A 23,457-nucleotide genomic window follows, 5' to 3' on the forward strand; every position below is an offset into this window, starting at 1 on the left:
CCCGGCAGGCGTCAGCCCGCGGTGTTGACCATCGAGGCCGCCGCGTACGTCAGGTAGTTCCACAGTGTGTGCTCGTGCTCCTCGGACAGGCCGAGCTCCTCGACGGCGACCCGCATGTGCTTCAGCCACGCGTCGTGCGCCGCCCGGTCGATCGCGAAGGGCGCGTGCCGCATCCGCAGCCGAGGGTGGCCGCGGTTCTCGCTGTACGTCGTGGGGCCGCCCCAGTACTGGATGAGGAACAGCGTGAAGCGCTCCTCGGCCGGGCCCAGGTCCTCCTCGGGGTACATGGGCCGCAACAGCGGGTCCTCGGCGACTCCCTCGTAGAAACGGTGGACGAGCCGACGGAAGATCTCCTCCCCGCCGACCTGCTCGTAGAAGGTCTGCTCGTGAAGCGTGCCGCGCCGAATCTCTGTCACGCGCTCCATGGTCTCAGACGCCCCGGCATAGGACTCAAGACCTAGGACCCCGCCCGCCCCTACTGTGGAGACATGGGCGGTTACGCACCCGGCAGGGAGCTCGAAGGACTCGCCACCGCCGCGCGGGCGGCGCTGGTGCGGCGGATCGAGGCGAGCGGGGCCTGGGACGCCGATCCGGGCTGGCGGGAGGCCTTCGCGGCGGTTCCGCGGCATCTCTTCGTGCCGTACTACTACGTCGGTGTCGCCGGCGGCCACGAACGCCGCTGGGGCCAGAGCACCGACCCCGAGGCGCGTGAGCGGTGGATGCGGGGCGCATACGAGGACACCCCGCTGGCCACCCGGCTGCGCGACGGCGAACTGCTGTCCTCCAGCAGCCAGCCGTCCCTGATGGCGGACATGCTGGCCGCGCTGGGCGTCGAGGACGGCCACACGGTCCTGGAGATCGGCGCCGGCACCGGCTACAACGCGGCACTGCTGGCCCACCGGCTGGGTGACGACAGGGTCACCACCGTCGACCTCGACCCGGAGATCACCGAGTCGGCCCGCCGGCACCTGGCAGCCGCCGGGTACCACCCGGTCGTCGTCACCGGCGACGGCGCCCGGGGCGTGCCGGAGCGCGCGCCGTTCGACCGGATCATCGCCACCTGCGCCCTGGGCGGCGTCCCGCACGCGTGGGTCGCGCAGAGCCGCCCCGGCGGCCGGATCCTCATGCCGCTGGCCACCGGCCTGATCATGCTCACGGTGACGGAGACAGGGCAGGCCGAGGGACACTTCCTGCACACGCCCGCCTACTTCGTGCCGCTGCGCGGCGCCGGCCGGCCCGGGGGCGAGCCGGTCCAGGTGGGCGGGGTGCCGCGCCGGGCCCGGGAGGACGACCTGTTCCGCTTCCTGCTGGCCCTGACCCGCGGCAGCCTCGACCCTCAGGAGGCGCACGCGCTGTGGGAGCAGGAGGGCAGGCCACGGCGCGAGCGCTACGGCATCACCGTCCGCGGTGGGAGGCAGTGGGCCTGGCTGGACGACCCGGAGGGGCCGTACGCCTGGCCCCTCCCGTCGTGACGTGGCTGCCCGCCGGGCTCAGCCGCGGCGGATCGTGATGGTCGTCCAGGCGCCCACGTGCACCCGGTCGCCGTCCTGCAGCGGTACGGGGACGAAGGGCTGGATCGGCTCGTCCGAGCCGTTGACCGTCGTGCCGTTCGTCGAGTTCTGGTCGACGACCGCCCAGCTGCCGTCCGGCTGCTGCACCAGCACCGCGTGCTGGTGTGAGACGCCCGGGTCCTCCGGCGGCGTCGACAGGTCGATGTCGGGGGTGTCGCCGGTCGAGTGCCGGCGCCGCCCGATCGTGAGCTGGTTGCCGGTGAGCCGGCGCTGCTGCTCGGGCGAGTACGCGGGCAGGTTCAGGCCGGTGGCCTCGGGGCCGGAGCGCTGCATCATCGCCATGAAGTAGTCGCGGTCCGGGCCGATGGTCGCCGTCCACGTCGCGGGTCCCTGGGGCGCCTGGGGCTGCTGCGGGAAGCCACCGGGGCCGGGCGGGGCCTGGGTCGCTCCGGGCTGCGGATAGCCGTAGCCGCCCTGGCCGGGACCGCCGGGGCCGCCCGGGCCGGACGTCGGCGGGGAGATCACCCAGTCGTCGTCACCGCCGCCGAATGACGGACCGCCCTGCTGTCCGGGCCGCCGGGTCTCCTGCGGGAATCCGGGCGGGGCCGGCGGGCCGGACTGGTGGAAGGCCTGCGGAGCGCCGCCGGGGCCACCGGGACCGCCATGCCCACCGGGACCGCCGGGACCGGGCGGGGGCGGGACCGGCCGGGAAGGGTCGGCACCGAAACTGCCAGGGCCGCCGGGGCCGGGAGGGCCGCCGAAGCCACCAGGGCCACCAGGACCGCCGGGGCCGGGCGAAGTAGGGGCAGGGCCGGGCTGCGGGTAGCCGTAGCCGCCGCCCTGCGGACCACCGGGGCCGGGGCCGCCCGGGCCCGGACGGCCGGACGGGTCGCCGCCGAACGGAGGGATCGGCTCGGCCGGGCGGTTCATCTGCGACGGGCGGGAGCCCTGGTAGTCGTAGGAGTCACCGCCGCCGTACGACGGACCGGGGGGCGGGCCGCCCTGCTGGCCCGGTGGCTGGAAACGCGCGCCGGGGCCGGGCGGCGGGGCCGCGGGGGTGTACGACGTCGCCGTGTTCGTCAGGAAGTTCCACCGGCACTCCTCGCAGAACGGGGCGCCGCCCTCACGGGGCGTACGGCACTGCGGGCAGAGCTCCGGCTCGGCGTTCGGTACGGCGGACAGGTGCGGCGGGCGCCCACCGGGCTGGCCGCCGTGGCCGTGCGGGCCACCCTGGCCGGCGGGGGGCGGGAAACCGTAGCCGCCGGGCGGGGGCGGCGGGGGAGGAGGCGGAGGCACGGCACCCGCCATGCGGTGACCGCAGACCTCGCACCAGTCGTCGGAACCCGACTGGTGTCCGTTCGGGCAGGTCGGCATGTCGGCGCGTCCCTCCTTCGATCTCTTCTAGGTCACTTCTTCACGCGAACAGTCTTGGTGGACCGGGTTTCGAGCGTCATCTCGTCAGCCTCCGCGACCTTCGCCTTCAGTCGCACAGTACCGGTCGCGGCATCGACCACGTCCACCACCTTCGCAAGCAGTTTCGCAGTATCGGCGTTCCCCGAGGCGCTCGCGAGCTGAACGGCCCGGCCCAGTTTGGCCGTTGCTCCGTCCATATCTCCGGATTTGCGAAGGTCCAGTCCTTGCTGGATGACTTGTGCCAGTTCGGCCTGCCCGGTGTAGTGGGCGACCTGAGGGTTGATCGACGTCGAGGCGACCATGTCGTCCGTCCACACGGCCCGCACGAGACCCTGCGCACCGAGGTTCTGGACGCTGCCGTCGGGCTGCGGGATGACCAGTGAGATGCGGCCCGCCAGCATCTCCTGACCGATGTTCGCGATCGGGACCTCGACGCAGACGTGGTAGTCACGGGACTCGTCTCCCCAGGAACCAAGGGGATAGTCGCCGGCGCGCGGGCCCGCCTCGGTGCGCCGGCCGGTCAGGTCCTCGACCGTCGGCGCGACCTGCTTGACGAACTTCACGGTCGTGTCGACCGGGGTCCACAGTCGCAGCGAGACGTCCGCGACCTCCTTGCCCATCGCCGTCTCCATCATCCGCGTGAAGTCGGCGGCGAGCGCGGCCGGATCGGCGACGATGTCGGCGGTGCCGAGCAGGGCGGAGGCGATCCCTGTGACTTCTTTCACTTCCCAGTCGGTACCCACGCCGCGCGCGTCACACGTGAAGCGCCCGGCGCACGCCTCGAGCGCGGCCTTCAGATCCTGGGGCGACTCGTGTTCGTTGCGGCCGTCGGTGAGCAGGATGCCGTGCCGGATCGCGACGTCCGCGGAGGACAGCAGGCGGTCGGCCAGTTTCAGCCAGGTGCCGATGGCCGTGCCGCCGCCCGCGCTCAGCGAGCGCAGCGCCTGCTTGGCCTGCTCGCGGGTGGTGGCGTCGGCGACCGCGACGCGCCCGCCGCCCGGGTAGACCTCCTTCGCCACGTGCGTTCCGCCGATCACCGCGAAGTGCACGCCGTCGCGCAGGGTGTCGATCGCCGCGGCCGTGGCGTCGCGGGCGTTGCGCATCTTGGTCGGCGGGTAGTCCATCGACCCGGAGCAGTCGACCATGACCGCCACGGCCGCGGACGGGCGCTGGCCGGGCGAGTAGAGGTGGGGCGCCGCGACCGCGCTGCCGATCGTGCCACCGCCGGTCGCCGTCACCGTGACGATGGCGTTGACCTCGCCGGCGCCCTCCGGCAGGTACTCGTTCTGGTACACGTCCACCGAGAACTGCGGCACGTTCGACTTCGAGAAATTGGCCATGCCTGCTTCGATCCCCCTCCAAAGCCCCCGCCGCGGCGGGGTGATGACGGTAGGCGGACCGGTCCCCTCCGGTCCGTTGAGGCGTCCCCGTACGCGGCCTCAGGCCGATCCTGCCCCCTGGGGCACGGCGGGGAACGGCACGAGCGCCACTGTTACGTTGTCGTGGCCCCCGCCGTCCAGGGCGTGGCCGACGAGCACCCGGGCGCTGTGCAGGGGCTGCGACGCGGCGTCGAGCGGAACGACCCGGGCCATTTCCTCGGCCGCCTCCGCGTAGTTCCACAGGCCGTCCGTGCAGACCACCACCACGCCGGGCCGGTCCGGCTTGAACGCGGCGGTGTGCGGTTCCAGCTCGTAGGCGTCCGCGCCGAGCCAGCCGGTGATCGCGTGGGCGCGCTCGTCGGCGTAGGCCTCGGCCTCGTTCATCAGGCCCGCGGCGACCATCTGCGCGGCCCAGGAGTCGTCCTCGGTCAGCCGGGCGGGGGGAGCGCTGCGGTCGACCGGCACCCAGTAGGCGCGGCTGTCGCCGACCCAGCCGACGATCAGCAGGCCCGACGTCACCACGGCGCCGACGATGGTGCAGGCGGGGGCGTTCTGGTGGGGGGCCTGCTCGCGGACCGTCGCGGGTTCCCCGGCGAGCGAGTTGACGGCGCGCGAGGCGGCGAGGATCGCGTCGTGCATCGCCTGCTGCGGGTGCGTGCCGCGCGGCAGGGCCGCCAGCAGCGTCTCGCCCGCCGCCTTGGACGCGGCCGCGGAGGCGTCGTCGGGGCGGGTCGCCGAGGAGACGCCGTCGCAGACGATCGCGACGGAGGCGGGGGAGCCGTCGGGCAGCGTGGTGGTGCCGATGGCGAAGGCGTCCTCGTTGCGGTGGTGGCGCAGACCGCGGTCGCTGACCGCGGCCATCGGGCCGGACTCCTGCTCCATGTGGTCCCGTTCGCGCGGCTGGGCGTGGCCGCAGTTCTCGCAGTAGCCGTCGTCGTCCACGCGGCCGGCCCGGCAGGCGACGCAGACCTTGCCGCCGGCGCCCGCGGCCTGAGCCGCGGACTCGGCGGACGCCCGTGGGTCCGGCGCCTGGAGGAGGTACTCGTCGGGCTGTGTCTGGTAGATCTCCGGCGACACCGCAGCCCCGTCGGGCTGCCGCGGCCGGTCGAACCGCACGCCCGCGGCCGCGGCCGGCGGGGCACTGGGCGGCGGGGGCGCCTGAGGCGGCGGGGCCGAGCCGCCCGGGTGCGCGCCCGTCAGGTCCGTCTGCGGGTGCACCGCCTCCGGGGCTCCGGCGCCGCCCGGCCCGGGGGCCGTCCAGGCCGCGCCGGCGGGGGGCGGGGGATACCCGCCGGCCGGAGCGCCCTGACCGGGCACCGAGCCGTTCATGGTGATGGTCGGGTTGTCCTGCGGCCGTTCCGGCACGGCGGACACGTCGTATCCGCACGCGCCGCAGAAACGATCACCCGACTCGAGGGGTTCCTCGCAACTCGGGCACGCGGACAACCGGGGCATCTGCGACATCAACTACACCCACGTCCGGGGGCGGTAACGATTGGCACGTTCCACCAGGTCGATTCTCTCCTCGCCGCCCCGCGCCAGCCGGGCCAGCGTGCGGTACGAGCGTTCCAGACCGAAACGCAGGCCCCGCTCGTCCAGGCCGCTGCCGAGCAGCGTCCGTCCCCCGGCGGCGGGAGGGGCGGAACCCTGGTCCCCGGAGAGTACCCAGTCCAGCGCGCAACCGAGGACTTCGGCCGACAACTGCTCCCGCCGCGCCGGATCCAGACCGTACGCCTCCAGCGCCTCGACCTGCGCGGCGGCCGCCGTCAGATCCCCCAGGAACGCCGCGTCGGAGGCGCTCGCCGTGCGCTGCCGCAGCCGTGCCCGCACGGCCGCCACCCGGGCGGCCGTGTAGTGGATGGAGGACTCCGGGACCGACTCCAGCGTCCGTACGGCACCGTGACGGTCCCCGGTCGCCAGCTGGACGCGGGACAGGCCGAACGCGGCGGACACATAGCTCGGGTCGGTCGACCACACCAGCCGGTAGTACTCGGCGGCGTTGTCGAGCTGGCCCAGCACCTCCGCGCACAGGCCCAGCGCCAGCTTGGGCGCGATCTCGCCCGGGAAGGCGTCGTAGATCGCGTCGAAGGCCAGCGCGGCGCCCTCGTCGTCGCCCGTGACCAGCGCGGCCACGCCCCGGTACCAGACCACCCGCCAGTCGTCGGGCCGCTCGCCCTCCAGCGCGACCAGCGTCTGCAGCGAGGCGGCCGGATCGCCGGTCTCCAGCCAGGCCCGGATCTGCCTCAGCCGCGTCTCGATCGACGGGGCCGGGGCGGCAGCCAGAGCGCCGAGCAGTTCCGCGGGCGCCGAGGTCATCAGGCCCGCCAGGAAACCGGCGTTGGGGTCGGTCGGGTCGACGCGGGGCACGGGGAGGGCGAAGGCGGCGGCGGGGGTGTCGACGGACCTGACGAGGCCGTGCGGGCCCTCGGCACTCCGCGGGCGCGGCAGGGCGGCAGGAGCACCGGCACGAGCCCCGCCCCGCACCACCCGGGCTCCCAGGCGGGACACCTCGCCGTCCAGCTTGGGGAACAACTCCGTGTCCGTCACCCGCAGTTCCGGCCCGAACAGGGTCGACAGGGCCGGGCGGGCGCGGCCCGTCTGGAGGGAGACGACCTCCCGCAGGACGCCGGTCAGCTGCTCGGTCATCTCCTGCGCGGAGGCGAACCGGCGGGCCGGGTCGGGGTCGGTGGCACGGACCAGCAGCCGGTAGAACGACTCGTACTGCCGGAACACCTCGATGTGGTCCGGGTCGGGCAGGGAGTCCGCGTAGACGTTCGTGTAGCCCTGGAAGTCGAAGGTCAGGACGGCCAGGGTGCGGGCGACGGTGTACAGGTCGCTCGCCACCGACGGGCCCACCTCGGCCACCTCCGGGGCCTGGTAGCCGACCGTGCCGTAGATGGCCGACTCCTCGTCGTCCATCCTGCGCACCGCGCCCATGTCGATCAGCTTCAGCTGGTCCTCGGTCTGGATCGCGTTGTCGACCTTGAAGTCGCAGTACAGCAGGTTGCGGCTGTGCAGGTGCCCGAGCGCCTCCAGCGCCTCGATGCCGTACGCGCAGGCCTGCTCCACCGGCAGCGGGTCACGCCTGCCCTGGGCGGTGCGGCGGGCGTTGGCGATCTCCTTGAGGGACTTGCCGCCGACGTACTCCATGACGATGTAGCCGTCGAGCGAACCCGTGCGCTGGTCCAGGTGCTCCACGAAGTTGTAGATCCGCACGATGTTGGCGTGCTCGATCTCCGCGAGGAAGCGCCGCTCGGAGATCGCCGCGGCCATCGCGTCCTGGTCGCCCGTGTCCAGCAGGCCCTTGAGGACCACCCAGCGGTCCGAGACCGCCCGGTCGACGGCGAGGTAGATCCAGCCCAGGCCGCCGTGTGCCAGGCAGCCGACCACCTCGTACTGGCCGTGCACCACGTCCCCGGCCTTCAGCTTGGGCACGAACGAGTACGGGTGACCGCACTTGGTGCAGAAGCCCTCCGTGCGGCCCGGCCGGTCGCCGCGGGCCCGGCCCACCGGGGCGCCGCAGTCGGAGCGCGAGCAGAACCGCTTCCGCTCGGGCACCTCGGGATTGTCCAGGACCATCTCGCGCGGGTCGGGCCGCGGGATCGGCGGCACCTGCACAAGACCGGCGCCCAGCCGGCCCCGGGAGCCGGAACCGGCGGTCGAGCCGGAGCTGCGCACCGACACCGAGCGGCCCGTCGGCTTGCCCGACAGGGACCGCGACAGGCGCCCCGACACCGAGCGGCGCGACTTCGACGAATGGGACGACGTCCGCGAACTGCGGCCGCTGGAGCGGGAACCGCCGCTGCCCGCGGACCCGCGGGAGCCGCCCCCGCCGCCGGCGGTGACGCCGGTGGCAGGCGACCCGACCATGCCTCCCCCTGAGGGGGGACCCCCGGCCGCGACGACCGGGGCCAGGCCGCAGGTGTCGCAGTACAGCTCGCCGCCGCCCACGTCCTCGTACGCGCCGTCGCAGGCGGGGCGCTGACAGGTGCGCGGCGGCGCGCCGGGAGGCTCGTGCGGTGCCTGACTCATGGACTCCCCCTCGTCGCTCATGCGCCCGGCCCCCTCCGGTCGTCCTCCGGCACGCCGTGCCCCGGCACCCGTGGGCCGCTCAGCAGCTCCGCGGCCGCGTGCTGGTAACGCAGCACCGCCTGCTCGGCGGCGCGCAGGTCGCACGGGGCGCTCCACAGCATGCGGCGCGCCTTCTCGTACCGCTCCACCAGCAGCGTGTCCTCGGCGAAGCCGTGCCGGGCCACCTTCGCCTTGTACGCGTCCAGCCGGCCGCGCAGCTCGGCGCGGACCGCCAGCGGGGCGGTGACAGCGGTCAACGACTCGCGGGCGCGCAGCAGTTCGTCCTCGGCCTTCTGCTCCAGCGACTCCAGCAGCGGGGACAGCCGGTGCCACTGCGCCTGCCTGCGGTACTCGGCCGCCGCCGCCACCTGCTCCTGGAGGACGGTCGGCGGGCCGCTGACGACCGGCACCTCCGTCGCCGCGATCTTCGCCAGCACCTCGCCGCGTGCCGTGCGCGCCTCGGCGAGCGTGCGGTCCGCGCGGCTGAGGAGGTCGCGCAGCTTCACGATCCGCTTCTCGGCGTCCTGCCGGACGGTCAGCACCGCGTCGATCTCGCGGCGTACGTCGTCCAGGGCGCGCGCCTCGCGGTCGTACACCGTCGTGTCCGGCCGGCCGCCGCCCGGCGCCGAACTGCCCTCCGCGGCCAGCCAGAACGCCAGCGGGTCCGAGATCACCTGCTCGCGCAGTTTCGTCAGTATCCGCGTGATGTGCTCCAGGTCGTCGCCCGCGGGGTGCTCGCCGGGGCGCACGCCGACCGAGTGCGCGAGCCGCCGCGTGCGCTGGAGTTCCGCCGCGAGCAGGTCGATCCGGGCCGGCAGGGCTGACCAGACCGCGTCCGCGGCGACCACCATGTCCAGGCTCGTGGCGTACAGCTCGTTCATCCGGTCGACGAGGGCAGCGAGGGAGTAGCGCTCGCTGAGTTTCGTCGGACCGCCGTGCAGGGTGGGGGCGTTGGCCGTCGCCGTGGCGCTGCCCGCGACGGTGACCGAGTCGCCGGTGAGCAGTTCCGTCAGCTCCACCAGGTCCTCGCGGCTGGACCAGCGGCGGCGGGAGCGGATGTCGCGGGCTGAGCGCAACGCGTCGGTGTACGCGTCGAAGTACGTCCACAGCAGCGTGATCGACGCCTCCGTGGCCGTCCAGCGCTCCTGGGTGACGCCGGTGAGCGCGGCGCCCTCCAGGAGTCTGCGGCCCGCGTGGTCCTGCAGGGCGAGGAGCGAGGTCTCGATCGCCTCGTGCTCCGCGCCGAGCCGCGCCAGCGCACGGTCCACCTCGTCCCGGTCCATCACCGGCCCGGTGGGTCCCGTGACGCCCATCGATCACCTCTCGCTGCTGTAGTGCCCGTCAGTGCCCGTCGGGGGTTCTTCGTCGTGGTCCGGTTGCGCGCCGGTCGTCAGCTCGTGCGGAGGTACTGCGGTGCCGGGGGTTCCGACTTCTTCGCATCCTTGCCCAGAGTTGCCGACAGCCATTGGTTGTACGACGCCTGCCAGCCGTTCGCGGTGTCCTTGCGGTAGTCCACCAGGATCTGGTTGACCCGGCGTACCAGATCGTCCGCGTCCTTCTTCATGGCCACGCCGTAGTACTCGGCAGTGAAGGCGTCACCCTTGAGCTGGACCGTCGGGTCCTGTGCCGCCTGGCTCGCCGCGAGCGCGCCGTCGGTGACCACGGCGTCGACCTCGCCGAGCTGGAGCCGCACCAGACAGTCGAGTTGGTTCGGCACCGTGGTGGAGATGTCGGTGCTGTCGGGGAGTTCGCCTGCCTTCTGGTCCGCCGCCAGCTTCGCGTAGGCCGTCGAGCCGGCCGCCGTGCAGACCCTGCGGTCCGCGAGCGTGTCGTCGTAGCCCTTGACGGGGGAGAACTTCGGGGCCAGGACCTGCTGGCCCGTCTTGAAGTAGGGCGCGGAGAAGGCGACGTCGGCGATGCGGGCGCAGTTGATCGTCATCGTGCGGACGACCATGTCCACGCGGCCGTCCTGGATCGCCGGTATGCGCTGGTCGGTGGGGATCGCCTTGAACTGCACGGCGTCCGGGTCGCCGAGGATGTCCTCGGCGATGCGGTGGACCAGGTCGATGTCGAAGCCTTCGAGCTCCGCGCTCTTGCCGCTGTTGGGGTTGCGGTAGCCCCAGCGGTAGCTGTTCTGGTCGACGCCGACGATCAGCTTGCGCTTCCCGCCCTCGCGGTTCCTGATCGCCCGGATGGTGTCGCCGTCGGCGGAGGAGGGGGACAGGGTCTGCTTCTCGGGAGCCTCGCAGTCCTCTTCGGCCACGGTCCGGGTGGTCGCGGTGGTGTTCTGGGTGGCCGTCGTTGCCGTGGTGAGCGGCAGGCAGAGGGCCACCAGCGCCACCAGCGCCACCAGGGCGCACACGACTGCCATCGCGGTCACTCCGCCCCAGCCCCTGAGCGCGTCTCGCACGGTCGTTCCTCCCTTCGCCCCCGGCCCGTTCATCGGTACTCCGACAGCCTGCGGCCGATGCCCAGGACCGAGCCGGCGGCCCCCAGCACCGCCAGTACGGCCGCGCCGGCCGGCATGCCCGTCAGCGCGTCGCGGCCGTCGCCGGCCGCGCGCTTGAACTCCGTCTCCTCGTGCGCCAGTGCCGTGCGCAGGTTCTCGTCGACGCTGTCGAAGCACTCGCCCGTCGCGTCATCGGTGCCGATGACGCGCTCCAGCGCCTCCTGGTAGTTGCCGTTCTCGTCCTGCTCGCGGGCCGCGCTGTGGCGCTTCTTCCACTCCGTCATGTTGCCCACGGCGGCGGTGACGGGGCGCTCGCCCGAGGAGTCGTCAGCGAGCTTCTCGGCTGCCGCCAGGTGCGCGGCGAGGGCCTTGATGTCCCTGCCGAAGTCGTAGTCGTAGGCGTCGTAGGTCTCTTCGCCGACCTTCTTCGTCTCCGCGCCGCGGGCCACCAGGGTCAGGTTCTCGTTGCCCCGGGCCTTGAGGGAGGCGATGCGGGCGTCGTGCAGGACGTTCAGGGAGCGGACGCCGTGGTCGTAGGAGTCGTCCAGGCCCGCGCGGGCGACGGAGTGGCCCACGACCAGCCAGAGGAGGACGACCGTGGCCGTGGCCGTGGCGGCCACCAGGCCGTGGTTCAGGACCCTGTTCGTCCGCCGGTAGTTGCGGTGCTGGGCCCAGGCCAGGGCGGCCAGGGCGGCGACGCCGAGGGCGATGGCCGCCCAGGGGTAGGGCGTGGCGCTCGCGTAGTCCGCGCTGAGGCGCTGGTTCTCCTTCTTGTAGAGGTCCTCCGCCGCCGGGAGCATCTCCTTCTGCATCTTCTCGTTGGCGTAGCGCAGGTACGCGCCGCCGACGGGGAAGCCCTGGCGGTTGTACGTGCGGGCGCGCTCCACCAGGCCCTTGTACTCCGGGAGGAGTCTGTTGAGCTCGGCGATCGTCGCCGTGGACGGGGAGCCCGGTTCGGCGTTGGCGGCGGCGTTGACGAGCTTCTCGGCGGCCGTGCGGATGTCCCGCTCGTAGCGGTCGCGGGTGGCGGCCGACTCCTGGCCGCCGGCGAGGAAGCCGCTGGAGGCGGCGGTGTTGGCGTCCGCGAGGGAGCGGTAGATGTCGGCGGCGTCCGAGCTGAGGGGCTGGCTGCGGGTGAGGACGTCGTCGGCGGCGGCCGCGCGGTCGGTCATCTGCCAGGCGGTGACGGCACCGAAGGCGATGACGAGGAGCGCGAGGAGGGCGCCGATGACGCGCAGGCGGCCGGGTTCGGTGGTGGCGGCCGAGCGGAGCTGGTCGAGGCCCTCGGCGAAGGCGGTGCGGCGGGGCGCCGAGGGTGCCGGGGGCGCCGGGGGGTTCTCGGGGTGCCCGGCCGGGGGTGCCGCCTGTGCCGGGACCGCCGGCAGAACGGGCAGGCCCGGGCCCGGTGGTGGCGGGCTGCTCTTCGGCGTGTACGTCACCTTGACCTCCCCCGTGGTCATCCGTCGCCGCAAGTATCGCTGCCGGGACTGACATCCGCACCGGCCTTGCCTCGATCTTGATCGGATCGCTGCGTGGAGCGCGGCCCACGCCCCCTCGCACCACCCCTCGCGCCGCCCCTTGTCCAGGAACACGTACGGGGAGGGGGTTCGGTTCCCGGGGGTCTGGTGCGCGCGTTTGTCTTTCGCCGGGTGGGATGCGCGGCTTGGGTGGGGTGGGCGCCTTTGCCTTTCGCCGGGTGGGGGTGCGCGCCTTGGGTCTGGTGCGCGCCTTCGCCTTTCGCCGGGTGGGGGTCGGGGCCGCGCCGGGGGGTGCCCGTCCTCGGAAAGGCGCGATGGGGCGCCATACCGACTGACTGGCGTCAACGCGCCAACCGCTGCGGGCGGACACCCCCCGACACGTCCCCTTCCCGCCGTACGCGGGTGCGGGCCCGCTCAGCCTGCGGGCGGGCGTACCAAGGGTGCTGCTGCTTCAGGAGGGTGCTGCTACTTCGTGGTGCTCGTCGGCGCCGACGGTGCGAGCGGGGACGCCGCCGCCGACTGCGGGGAGGCCGCGTTCGCGTACACCGACGGGGCGGCCATCCCCGCCGTCGGATCGACGGGCTGTTCCTCCACCGGGGCCGTGGCGCCGCCGACGATCCGGATGCCCGCCGCGTCGAAGGCCCGCTTGACGCGCCAGCGCAGCTCGCGCTCCACGGTCAGGGACTTGCCGGGCATCGTCTTGGCCGTGACGCGCACGACCATGGAGTCCAGCAGCACGCTGTCCAGGCCGAGGACCTCGATCGGACCCCACAGCAGCTCGTTCCAGGGCTCCTCGGCACCCATCTTCTCGGCGACCTCGTCCAGGGTGGCCTTCACCCTGTCCAGGTCCTCGCCGGCGTGGACGGTGACGTCGACGTTGGCCGTGGCCCAGCCCTGGGAGAGGTTGCCGATGCGCTTGACCTCGCCGTTGCGGACGTACCAGATCTCACCGCCGTCGCCGCGCAGCTTGGTCACGCGCAGGCCCACCTCGATCACCTCGCCGGAGGCGACGCCCGCGTCGATCGTGTCGCCGACGCCGTACTGATCCTCAAGGATCATGAAGACACCGGAGAGGAAGTCGGTGACCAGGTTGCGGGCGCCGAAACCGATCGCCACACCGGCGACACCGGCGGAGGCCAGCAGCGGGGCGAGGTTGATCTGGAAGGTGCCCAGGATCATCAGCGCGGCCGTGCCGACGATCAGGAACGACGCCACCGAGCGCAGCACCGAGCCGATGGCCTGCGAGCGCTGGCGGCGGCGTTCGACGTTGACCAGCAGCCCGCCGATCGCGCTGCTCTCCCCGGTCTGGTGGTTTCGGTTCATGCGGTCGATCAGCTTGGTGATCGCCCGGCGTACGAAGACCCTCAGCACGGCGGCTATCACCACGATGAGCAGGACCCTCAGGCCGATCGCGAGCCACGTCGACCAGTTCTGCTCGACCCAGCCGGCGGCGTTCGTCGCGCTCTCCTGGGCCTCCTCGAGCGAGGGGACTCTCGGGGTCTCCGAGTCCGAGGGGGTCGGCGACGGCGACGGACCGGCGGCGAGCAGGACGGCGGACAGGGACACGGCAGGTACCTCCAGGTGCAGCGGTCTGCCCCGGTGCGGTGGCTCAGGGGGTCAGGTCACGGCTGGGCCACCGAAGGGGCAGAACCACCACACTAACGGGGCATTGTGTGTGCTTCGGTGGGATGTGTGAAGGAGAGACCGTGCTCACCTGGGCTTGAACAGGCCATGGTCCGGGGGATGAATCAGATGTGGTCGAAAACACTCCCAGCCCGTTACGGGGACATGGTGGCGCTTCCACCAGGCATGAGGGGAGACTGGCTACGAATCGTCCCGGCGCGAGCCACGCGCCGCCGGCGTCCAAGGAGGCATCCGTGCCGCATGTCCTGGTCCTCAACGCGTCGTACGAGCCGCTAGGTGTCGTACCGCTCCGCCGCGCGCTCGTCCTCGTCCTCGAGAACAAGGCCGTATGCCTTGAGGAGTCCGGCGCCTTTCTGCACAGCGCGACCGTCACAGTCCCCGCACCCAGCGTGGTCCGGCTCAAGCGATTCGTCCGGGTTCCCTATCGGGGGCCCGTTCCTCTGACCCGCCGGGCGCTGTTCGCCCGCGACGGGGGCCGGTGCATGTACTGCGGTGGCGTCGCAACCAGCGTCGACCACGTCATCCCGCGCAGCCGCGGGGGCAAGCACGTCTGGGACAACGTGGTGGCGTCCTGTCGCCGCTGCAACCATGTGAAGGCCGACCGGCACCTCTTCGAGATCGGCTGGCGGCTGCGCCACAAACCCGCCCCGCCGTCCGGCCTGGCCTGGCGCATCATCGGGACCGGCCACAGGGATCCGCGCTGGCTGCCGTACTTGCAGCCGTACGGCGCGGAGGACGCCATGGCCCGGATCGACGGCATTTCCGCCTGACGACGATCCGGGCTTTCGTATTGCCGCATGCGGCCTGCCGACCGGCCCGGGGAACCCCCGTTCCCCCGGGCCGATCCATCATGCGCGGATCGCCTACGCGTACCGCAGTTCTCCCGGGCGCACCGATCGGCGCAGCAGGGGCAGCGCGGTGGCCGCGGCCAGCAGGCAGGCGGCGTATACGGCGACGGGCACCAGGGCGATCACCCAGGGGACCGGCCGGTCGGAGAGCAGGGCGTACCACGCGCCGATGGCCGTCCCGCCGAGGCCCGAGAGCAGTACGGCGGGGGCGAGCGGCAGCGCGGTCTCCAGCAGCAGCGCCCGGCCGAGCACCGTGTGCGCCACCCCGGCGGCGGCCTGCGCGGCCAGGCCCCGGCGGCGGGTGGCCAGGGACTCGGCGGTGCCGACGGCGAGGCCCGACAGGGTGATCGCGACGGCGACGGCGACGGCGGCGCCGGTGAGGTCGAGGCCGGTGGTGTAGTAGGACGCGGACATGTAGAGGTGCGGTGAGGTGTGCACCACGTCGCTCAGCACCTGCCGGATGCCCATGAAACCGGTCCCGACGAGCGTCACCAGCAGCACCGCGGCATGGGTGCGGGCGGCCGACCAGGGATCGTCGCGCAGCCGTTCCGCCGCGATCAGCGTCGCCGCCGACCGGGCCCGGGGCGCGAGGATCCGCCCGGTGGCCTTCGCGGTGGCCCCGGAGAGCCATACCGCGCCCGCGCCGGCCGCGAGGACCGCGCCCGTCATCATCAGCGGCACCCTGCCGTTCGGCCGGTTGGGGGCGGCCGTGGACGTGGTGACCACGGCCAGCAGCGCCAGCGCCGCGACGAGCAGGATCCCGGCCAGGAACAGCAGTCCGGGCCCCCGTCCGCTGCGCGGCCCGGCCCGGCGCACCCAGCCGAGCGGGGAGGCCACGACCCGGCGCAGCGCGAGAGCGCCCGTCACCGCGCCCAGCACCGGTACGGCGACGGCGACCACGGCGATGCCCGCCCAGGCCAGGGCGGTCGGCCGGTCCCACTGGCGCAGCAGGACCAGCACCGACAGGACGGTGGCGACAGCCGAGCCCAGCAGACAGGCCAGGCCGGTCTCCAGCGCGGAGATCCGCCGGACCTGCCAGGGCGTCGCCCCGGCCAGCCGCAGCCCGGCCAGCCGCCGGTCGCGGTGCACGGCGCCGATCCGGGCGCACTGGCCGAGGAACCCCAGCACGGGCACGAGCAGGAGCAGCAGGCCTACGACCACACCGGACCGTGTGCCGGGCTCGTCCAGCAGCCCCGCGGCCAGGGGTACCCGGTAGCTGCCCCGCAGCGCGGCCAGGGCGACGGCGGCCAGCGCGAACCCCGTCGCGAGCGCGGCGCCCGTCGCCGTCAGCGCGACCCGCCACCACTCCCCGCGATCGGAACCCCGGGTGAGCTGCCAGGCGAGGCGCAGATCGGAACGCAGGGCCGCGGCCGGCCGACGGTCACGCCGGATCGCGGGCACGCTGGTCCTCATGCCGTCACCCCCAGCGGCGCCAGGGCGCCGTCCCGCAGCTGGACCTCGCGGTCCGCGTACGCCGCCACCTTGGCGTCATGGGTGACCAGCACAACCGCTGTGCCCGCCTCACGGGCCGTGTGGAGCAGGGCCGTCATGACCTGCTCGCTCGCGAGGGAGTCCAGCGCCCCCGTCGGCTCGTCGGCGAAGACCACCCTCGGGCCGGTGACCAGGGCCCGGGCCAGGGCCGCCCGCTGCGCCTGGCCGCCGCTCAGCTCGCCCGGCCGCAGGTCCTCCTGGCCCCGCACCCCGAACCGCTCCAGCCACTCCCCGGCCCGGGCCCGGGCGGCGGCCCGGTCGGTGCCGGCCAGCAGCAGCGGCAGGGCCACGTTGTCCAGGGCCGTCAGCTCGGGGATGAGCTGCCCGAACTGGAAGACCACGCCGAACTCGGTGCGCCGCAGCTCGCTCAGCCGCTTCTCGGGCAGGTCCTCCAGCCGCCGGCCGTCGTAGGTCACCGAGCCCGCGTCCGGGCGGACGATTCCGGACAGGCAGTGCAGCAGCGTCGACTTCCCGCTGCCGCTCGCGCCGGTCACGGCGAGGATCTCGGCGGCGTGCAGCTCGACCGACGCGCCGCGCAGGGCTGGTGTCCGGCCGTGTGCCTTGACGAGGCCGCCGGCCGTGAGGAGGGGCACGGGTCTGCTCATGCTGCGTCGACCTCCGCGGTCAGGGTGGTGAGCCGGGCCGCCGTGGTGCTCATCCAGCGGAGGTCGGCGTCGAGGTGGTTGAGGGCGTAGTCCGCCGAGAGCACGGTCGCGAGGTCCGCGCCCTTGGCGGCCTTGACCGTCGTGAGCTCCCGCATCCGCTCCATGTGCGCGGCGCGCTGGGCGCTCAGGTACCGGGCCGGGTCGCCGCCCGCGAGGATCGCGACCACGACCTTGGCGAAGATCTCGTTCGCCACGAAGGGCGCGGGCGGCGCGATCTCCCCGGCCCACCGGGCCAGTTCGTGCGTGCCCTCGCCCGTCGCCCGGTACATCGTGCGCTCCGGGCCGCCGTCCGAGTCGGTGCCGTCGACCTCCGCGAGACCGTCCCGCACCAGGCGCTGCAGGGTCGTGTAGACCTGCCCGTAGGCGAGCGGACGGGCCTGCGGGAAGCGTTCGTCGTGGCGCCGCTTGAGGTCGTAGCCATGGCTCGGACCCGCCGCGAGCAGGCCCAGCAGAATGTGGCGGGTGCTCATGCCGATCATTATGTACTGAGTACATGTACTGAGTGAATAGTCTTCGCCGAAGAAGAGCGAAGAAGAGCGAAGAAGAGCGAAGAAGAGCGAAGAAGAGAAGAAGTTCGCCGCCGTGCTGCGCGGGGTTCACTCCGAGACGGCGTACGCCTCCGCCGACCACAGCGAATACCCGTACGGCGTCGCCCGCTTGTCGCCCTGCACGCGCACGAAGCGCACGTCCTTCTCGTCCAGGGGGACGTTCTCCCGGCCGCCCCGGCTGTCCCGGACCGTGGCGGCGGTGCGCCAGCGGCGCCCGTCCGGCGAGACCTGGACGCGGTAGGACGAGGGGTGCGCGTCCTGCCAGTGCAGCGCGACCCGGCCGAGCCGCGCCGGGTGGGCCAGCTCCACCTGCCACCAGGCGCCGTCGTCGGCAGGGGACGACCAGCGGGTCTCCGGGTCGCCGTCGTTCGCCGCCGACGCGGGGAAGTCGGGCGTCTCGTCGCCCGAGGAACGGGCGGTGCCGGCGCGGGCCAGGTCGGGGCCGCCGGTGGGCGGGACGGCCCGGACGGTGAGGGTGCGGTCCGCGCCCGCGAACCCGAGCCGGACGTCGTAGGACCGCATCGGGGTGCCGCGCTCCACGGTCACCTCGACCGGGACCTCCACCGTCGTGCCGCGCCGCACGGTCAGCCCGCCCTTCGGCACCCGGACCCGGACGCCCTCGGGCGCCTCGGCGGTGAGCCTGCCGCGGGCGTCCGCGGGACGCAGCGACCCGAGCCGGGCGGTCAGTCGCTCGGTCCGGCCGGTCTCGACGTCCGCCCGGTCACGGGGCAGGCCGAGGGAGACGGCGGGGGAGCCGGTGAACCAGGGGATGAGGTGGTGGACGCGGGAGGGGGCGGGCCCGGTGACCCGCAGGGCGTCGGCCCGTGCCCCGAGCCGCACCTCGGTCGCCCCGGAACGGTCCAGCCGGCCCGCCTCGCGCCAGCCCCGCCCGGGCACGTGCACCTCGACGCCGCCCTCGGTGCCCGGCTCGGTCAGGGCCGTCACGGCGGTCAGCGCCCGGGGCTGCGGGAAGCGCAGGGTGCGGCCGTCGCCGGGGTTGCGGGGCGGCTCGTGATGGATGCCCGACCAGGCGGCGTACGACTTCTGCGCCCGCTGCAGGAAGGGGTCCAGGACGTCCTTGCCCACCTCGACCGGCGCCGACTCCAGCCGGGCCCGCAGCGCGCCGAGCCTGCGGTACGCCGTCCAGGCCGCCGCCGCGTCCCCGGCGCGCTGCGCGTCCAGCATGCCGAGCGCGGCCAGGCCCGCCTCGCCGTAGTCCGACAGCTGCTCGGACCAGGGGGCGACCTCGGAGCCGAGCCCGGTGCCGGACAGCCGCCGGGGCAGCTCGCGCAGCACGGTGAAGGCCTCGCGCAGCCGGCGCCCGGCGTCGCCGTCGGTGCCCGCGCCGCCCGCCGTGCGGGACCGCCAGTACGCCTCGGTCAGCGGCCGAAGGTACGCCGACTCCTCGTCGTCCAGGACCGATGACGCGTCGTTGCCGGCGAGTGCGGCCAGGGCCTGCTCGCGGCGCCGGTCCCCGCCCGCGAGATCCGCGATCGCGGCGCGCCAGGAGTCGTCGGGGCGGTACGCGCGCGGGTTCCAGGCGTAGTCGGCGGCGGTGAACAGCGGGATGCGGGACGCCTCCGGCTGCTGCATCGCGTTGGCGAGCAGGGCGGCCGAACCGGTCGCGACGGCCGGCTCACGGCCCTGGTAGGGGCCGAGGAAGACACGGCCGGGGGCGTAGTCGTTGACCGGGTAGTTGTCCATCGTGACCAGCGGGTGCCCGAACGCCTCGCGCGCGTCGGCCAGTTCGCCGCCCGTGATGGTGCGGGGCACCACCCCGACACCCGTCCACGCCACCTCGACGCCCGCGGCCAGCTCGCTCGCCAGCGCCCGCCGGTAGTCGGTCGTACCGTCCTCGTAGTACTCGGTCGGCATCAGGGACAGGCGCGCGGCGCCGGGGTGCCGTTCCGCCAGGTGCCGGGACACCGCGTTGGCCACCCGGGCCTGCGCCCGCGCCGCCGCCTCGGGGCCGGAGCCGAACCGGTCGGCGTCCGCCCCGCAGTGCCACTCGCTGTAGCTGACGTCCTGGAACTGGAGCTGGAACGCCCGGAAACCCAGCGCCCACATCGCGTCCAGCTTGCGCGTCAGCGCCCGCACATCGGCATCCGAGGCGAAGCACATCGCCTGCCCCGGGGCCACCGCCCAGCCGAGCGAGACGTGGTTGCGCCGCGCCCGCTCGGCCAGTTCCCGGAAACCGGCCCGCTGCCGCGCGGGGTAGGGCTCACGCCAGCGGGCCTGCCGGTACAGGTCGTCCCCGGGGGCGTACAGGTAGCGGTTCTGCTTGGTGCGGCCCATGAAGTCCAGCTGGGCCAGCCGCTGCCGGTGTGTCCAGGCGGTCCCGTAGAAGCCCTCGGTGATGCCGCGGACGGCGGTGCCCGGCCAGTCGCGGACGACGGCCGCCGCGATCGTGCGGTCGGGGCGCAGGAGCTGCCGCAGTGTCTGCACGGCGTGGAAGAGGCCGTCCTCGCCGGTGCCGGTGAGGGAGATACCGCCCTCGCCCACGGACAGCTCGTATCCCCCGGCGGGGAGGGCGTGCCGGTCGCCCGGGCGCACGGGCTCCGTCCGCGCGCGCACGACCAGGGCACCCGGCCCGGCCGTGTCCGTGATCCGACGGGCCCCGGCCTGCCGCAGCAGCTCGCGCAGGGCGCCGACCGCATGGGGGTCCCCCTTGCCCGAGCGAAGCCGAGAGCGTGGGGGTGGGTCCGTCTGGGCGTCGGTGATCAGGGCGACCTCGTCCGGCACGGCGACCGCGGCGCCGTTCGCGCGCAGCGACTGCGGGCGCGGCCAGACGGAGAGGTCCGGTGCGGCTGTGCCGGGGGCCGTCCTCGTGGTCGCGCCGGGGCCGGGCGGAGCCGCCGTCGCGGCGGGCGGGGCGACGAGGCTCCCGGCGACGACGGCGACCGCGAGGGCCGCGGTCCGCTTTCCACGCCGCAGTCCCACAGGCCCCCTCCAGATGCGTTCGACCGGCGGAACGAGCCCATCACCCGCCCGGTGAAGGTGTCAACGAGAGTGGCCATTGTGGGTGAAATGCCGGAATCTGGAGTGTGTGGAGCGAAGTGGAATGTGAGCAGAAGCACGATGTTGGGCCCAGGGCGTCTGCCTTCGCGTCGACTGGGTAGGGCTGCGATGACCCTTTGAAGCCGTACCCGACGAGGAGGCCCCCGTGGCTGCGATGACATTCCTCCCGCTCCCGGCCCAGTCCAAACCCGTGGCGGACCCGTCCGCCGACCTCGACGACCAGCACCACGACGACCCGCGCTACTGCGTCTTCAGCTCCGAGAGCACCCACACCGAACTGCCGCTGACCAGCGAGCCCCCGCTGCCCGACGCCGAGCCCCTCACCAGTGAGCCGCCGCTCGCCGAAGCCGCTCCCCTGACCAGCGAGCCCTCGGCCTTCGTCCCGGATTTCACAAGGATGTAGATGACCGCACCCCGGCCGGCCGACCCGCCCTCCGAGGACCTGTCCCGCCTCGCCGCACTGCACGGCGTCGCCACTTCCTACAGTCCGTCCCCGGAGCGCTCGGTCGCGGCCTCGGCCACCGCGGTCACCCTGACCCTGGCCTCCCTCGGCGTGGACGCGAGCACGCCCGGCGCCGTGAGCGCCGCGCTCGCGGCCGCCGAGCGGGAACGGGGCGAACGGCTGCTGCCGCCGACCGTGGTCGGCTGGAGCGGCAGCCCCCCGGCCGCCCTGGCCGCGCTCCCCGGGGGAACCCGGCTGCGGATCGACACCGAGCAGGGCGAGGGCCGCGCCTCGGCGGACGGCCTCCCGCCCGGTGTCCACCGGCTGACCGCGACCACCCCCGACGGCCGCACCGCCACCGCCCACCTGATCATCGCCCCGCCCCGCCTGCCCGCCCCCGCCGGACGCTCCTACGGACTCCTCGTCCAGCTCTACTCGCTGCTGTCCCGCCGCTCCTGGGGCATGGGCGACCTCGGTGACCTCGCCGAGCTGGCCGGCTGGGCCGGACGGTCCCTCGGCGCCGGATTCGTCCAGGTCAACCCGCTGCACGCGGCCGTGCCCGGCACCCCCACCGACCCTTCTCCTTACCGCCCCTCCTCGCGCCGCTTCCCCGACCCCGTGCACCTGCGCATCGAGGACGTCCCGGAGGCCGCGTACGTCGAGGACCCCGACCGTCTGCGCGCCCTGCTGGAGAGATCCCGCCGGCTGCGCGAAGCGGTGCTGCGACAAGGCGCGTTGATCGACCGGGACGCCGTGTGGGAGCTCAAGCGGGAGGCGCTGGAGCTGCTCGGCGAGGTCCCGCTCGGCCCCGGTCGGCGCGCCGCCTACTGCGACTTCCTCGCCGGGCAGGGCCAGGCGCTGGAGGACCACGCCACCTGGTGCGCGCTCGCCGAGGTGCACGGCTCCGACTGGCACCGCTGGCCGACCGGCCTGCGCGACCCGCGTTCGGCCGAGACCGCCCAGGCCCGCAACGGCCTCATGGACCGGGTCGACTTCTGGTCCCGGCTCGCCTGGCTCACCGACGCCCAGCTGACCGCCGCGCAGCGGGTCGGGCGCGAGGCGGGGATGCCGGTCGGGATCGTGCACGACCTCGCGGTCGGCGTCCACCCCGGCGGGGCCGACGCCTGGGCGCAGCAGGAGTACTTCGCCGCCGGCATGTCGGTGGGCGCCCCACCGGACGCCTTCAACGCCCGCGGCCAGGACTGGGGCCTGCCGCCCTGGCGCCCCGACCGGCTGGCGCAGTCCGGCTACGCCCCGTTCCGCGAGCTGCTGCGCGCCCTGTTCCGCTACGCCGGAGCGCTGCGTATCGACCACGTCATGGGCCTGTTCCGCCTCTGGTGGGTCCCGAACGGCCACCCGCCCACCGAGGGCACCTACGTCCGCTACGACGCCGAGGCCATGCTCGCCGTTCTCGTCCTGGAGGCCTCCCGGGCCGGGGCACTGGTGATCGGCGAGGACCTCGGCACCGTCGAACCCGGTGTGCGCGACGCCCTGCGCGAGCGCGGAGTGCTCGGCACGTCCGTGCTGTGGTTCGAACGCGACTGGGACGGCGACGGCCGCCCCCTGCCCCCCGACGGCTGGCGCGCCGACTGCCTGGCCACCGCCACCACCCACGACCTGCCCTCCACGGCCGCCCGCCTCACCGGCGAGCACGTCGAACTCCGCGACAGCCTGGGCCTGCTGACCAGACCCCTGGAGGAGGAGCGCGCCGAGGCCGCCGCCGACGCGGGGGAGTGGCTGTCCCTGCTCTCCCGGCTCGGCCTGCTGCACGGCACGGGCGGCGGCAGCGACACGTCCTCGGAGGAGGCCGAGATCCAGGCCGTCCACCGTTTCCTGCTGCGCACCCCGGCCCGCATGGTCGGCGTCTGGCTCCCGGACGGCGTCGGCGACCGCCGCCCGCAGAACCTCCCGGGCACCTGGGACCAGTACCCGAACTGGCGCCTGCCGATCGCGGACGCGCGGGGACGGCCGGTGACGCTGGAGGAGCTGGCGGCCTCGCCGCGGCTGCACGCGCTGATGGAGGTGCTCAGGGACGGCGGCCCGTGAGACCGCGCGGCCTCTTGTGGGTCCTTTCACCATGAGCGTGCGACCCGGACGGGCATAGTGAAATGGATCCCTTACGGCACCCCGGGCGCGCGGGCCCGGTCGGCGTTGGATATTTTGACACCGTGGACAAGAAGAACGCTCTGCGCGCCGGCGCCCTGGCAGCCGGTACGACGCTGATGATGCTGCTCATGTCGTCCCCCGCGAGCGCGCTCACCCGCGACGACGGTGACGACCCCGGCCCGGGCCTGAGCGTCGTCGAGACGCTGGGCCTCTTCGTCGTGGCCCCGATCGCGCTGTACCTGGTCATCCACGCGCTGGTGGTGATCGGCGACAAGTCGCACAAGAAGAAGGACCCGACCAGCTCCAACATCGCCACCAAGGCCGAGGCGAAGAGCGAAGTCAAGGCCTGATCCGCGTTCCTCTTCGAAGGGCGCCGTCGCGACATCCGCGACGG

At 73.8% G+C, this 23,457-nt stretch carries 18 protein-coding genes; 5 read left to right on the forward strand and 13 right to left on the reverse strand.

Features of this window, described 5'->3' with window-relative positions:
• Positions 1–11 precede the first annotated feature (11 nt).
• Positions 12–425: a globin gene (locus ACFY9S_RS01760; RefSeq protein ID WP_391121428.1), complete on the reverse strand. Its 414-nt coding sequence runs from the start codon at positions 423–425 to the stop codon at positions 12–14.
• Between the two features lie 63 nt (positions 426–488).
• Here ACFY9S_RS01760 and ACFY9S_RS01765 point away from each other — a divergent pair, with 63 nt between their 5' ends.
• Positions 489–1,472: a methyltransferase domain-containing protein gene (locus ACFY9S_RS01765; RefSeq protein ID WP_391121431.1), complete on the forward strand. Its 984-nt coding sequence runs from the start codon at positions 489–491 to the stop codon at positions 1,470–1,472.
• Between the two features lie 18 nt (positions 1,473–1,490).
• Here the strand turns inward: ACFY9S_RS01765 and ACFY9S_RS01770 are convergent, their stop codons facing one another.
• From ACFY9S_RS01770 to ACFY9S_RS01805, 8 genes are all read right to left on the reverse strand, one after another.
• Complete coding sequence (locus tag ACFY9S_RS01770; RefSeq protein ID WP_391121434.1) at positions 1,491–2,885, reverse strand: FHA domain-containing protein; 1,395 nt, start codon at positions 2,883–2,885, stop codon at positions 1,491–1,493.
• Positions 2,886–2,917: 32 nt separating this feature from the next.
• Complete coding sequence (locus ACFY9S_RS01775) at positions 2,918–4,264, reverse strand: VWA domain-containing protein (RefSeq protein ID WP_391121437.1); 1,347 nt, start codon at positions 4,262–4,264, stop codon at positions 2,918–2,920.
• Positions 4,265–4,363: 99 nt separating this feature from the next.
• On the reverse strand, positions 4,364–5,767 hold the full coding sequence (locus ACFY9S_RS01780; protein ID WP_391121440.1) for a protein phosphatase 2C domain-containing protein: 1,404 nt from the start codon (positions 5,765–5,767) through the stop codon (positions 4,364–4,366).
• 3 nt (positions 5,768–5,770) lie between these two features.
• Positions 5,771–8,335 (reverse strand): tetratricopeptide repeat protein, encoded by a 2,565-nt coding sequence (locus ACFY9S_RS01785; RefSeq protein WP_391122899.1) that lies wholly within the window; start codon positions 8,333–8,335, stop codon positions 5,771–5,773.
• A gap of 17 nt (positions 8,336–8,352) precedes the next feature.
• A complete protein-coding gene (locus ACFY9S_RS01790) occupies positions 8,353–9,687 on the reverse strand; it encodes a hypothetical protein (protein ID WP_391121443.1) in 1,335 nt (444 codons plus the stop codon).
• A gap of 77 nt (positions 9,688–9,764) precedes the next feature.
• Entirely contained in the window at positions 9,765–10,817 is a 1,053-nt protein-coding gene (locus ACFY9S_RS01795) for a transporter substrate-binding domain-containing protein (RefSeq protein ID WP_391121446.1), read from the reverse strand.
• A complete protein-coding gene (locus ACFY9S_RS01800; protein ID WP_391121449.1) occupies positions 10,814–12,262 on the reverse strand; it encodes a hypothetical protein in 1,449 nt (482 codons plus the stop codon). The genes ACFY9S_RS01795 and ACFY9S_RS01800 overlap by 4 nt, the downstream gene beginning before the upstream one ends.
• Positions 12,263–12,766: 504 nt before the next feature.
• Positions 12,767–13,867, reverse strand: a complete 1,101-nt coding sequence (locus tag ACFY9S_RS01805; RefSeq protein WP_391121450.1) for a mechanosensitive ion channel domain-containing protein — start codon at positions 13,865–13,867, stop codon at positions 12,767–12,769.
• Between the two features lie 311 nt (positions 13,868–14,178).
• Between ACFY9S_RS01805 and ACFY9S_RS01810 the strand changes: the two genes are divergently transcribed.
• On the forward strand, positions 14,179–14,715 hold the full coding sequence (locus ACFY9S_RS01810; protein WP_102913293.1) for an HNH endonuclease: 537 nt from the start codon (positions 14,179–14,181) through the stop codon (positions 14,713–14,715).
• A gap of 93 nt (positions 14,716–14,808) precedes the next feature.
• Here the strand turns inward: ACFY9S_RS01810 and ACFY9S_RS01815 are convergent, their stop codons facing one another.
• The 4 genes from ACFY9S_RS01815 to ACFY9S_RS01830 all read right to left on the reverse strand — a co-directional run bounded on the left by ACFY9S_RS01815 (position 14,809) and on the right by ACFY9S_RS01830 (position 20,437).
• On the reverse strand, positions 14,809–16,206 hold the full coding sequence (locus ACFY9S_RS01815) for an FtsX-like permease family protein (protein ID WP_391121454.1): 1,398 nt from the start codon (positions 16,204–16,206) through the stop codon (positions 14,809–14,811).
• Entirely contained in the window at positions 16,203–16,889 is a 687-nt protein-coding gene (locus ACFY9S_RS01820) for an ATP-binding cassette domain-containing protein (RefSeq protein ID WP_391121457.1), read from the reverse strand. The genes ACFY9S_RS01815 and ACFY9S_RS01820 overlap by 4 nt, the downstream gene beginning before the upstream one ends.
• Entirely contained in the window at positions 16,886–17,419 is a 534-nt protein-coding gene (locus ACFY9S_RS01825; RefSeq protein ID WP_391121460.1) for a helix-turn-helix transcriptional regulator, read from the reverse strand. The genes ACFY9S_RS01820 and ACFY9S_RS01825 overlap by 4 nt, the downstream gene beginning before the upstream one ends.
• Positions 17,420–17,545: 126 nt before the next feature.
• The gene (locus tag ACFY9S_RS01830) at positions 17,546–20,437 is read right to left on the reverse strand and encodes a beta-N-acetylglucosaminidase domain-containing protein (RefSeq protein WP_391121462.1); all 2,892 of its coding nucleotides are present in this window, start codon (positions 20,435–20,437) and stop codon (positions 17,546–17,548) included.
• A gap of 223 nt (positions 20,438–20,660) precedes the next feature.
• On the opposite strand from ACFY9S_RS01830, the gene ACFY9S_RS01835 reads away from it, so the two are divergent.
• The 3 genes from ACFY9S_RS01835 to ACFY9S_RS01845 all read left to right on the forward strand — a co-directional run bounded on the left by ACFY9S_RS01835 (position 20,661) and on the right by ACFY9S_RS01845 (position 23,413).
• Positions 20,661–20,918, forward strand: coding sequence for a hypothetical protein (locus tag ACFY9S_RS01835; RefSeq protein ID WP_102913928.1), 258 nt, complete (start codon positions 20,661–20,663; stop codon positions 20,916–20,918).
• Positions 20,919–23,003 carry a 4-alpha-glucanotransferase gene (malQ, locus tag ACFY9S_RS01840; protein WP_391121466.1) on the forward strand — a complete coding sequence of 695 codons (2,085 nt, stop codon included), beginning with the start codon at positions 20,919–20,921 and terminating at the stop codon, positions 23,001–23,003. It begins immediately after the preceding gene.
• Between the two features lie 122 nt (positions 23,004–23,125).
• Complete coding sequence (locus ACFY9S_RS01845; protein ID WP_102914099.1) at positions 23,126–23,413, forward strand: hypothetical protein; 288 nt, start codon at positions 23,126–23,128, stop codon at positions 23,411–23,413.
• Positions 23,414–23,457: the final 44 nt, after the last annotated feature.

Source organism: Streptomyces sp. NPDC012474, assembly GCF_042955185.1.
In the GTDB taxonomy this organism is placed as follows: domain Bacteria; phylum Actinomycetota; class Actinomycetes; order Streptomycetales; family Streptomycetaceae; genus Streptomyces; species Streptomyces cahuitamycinicus.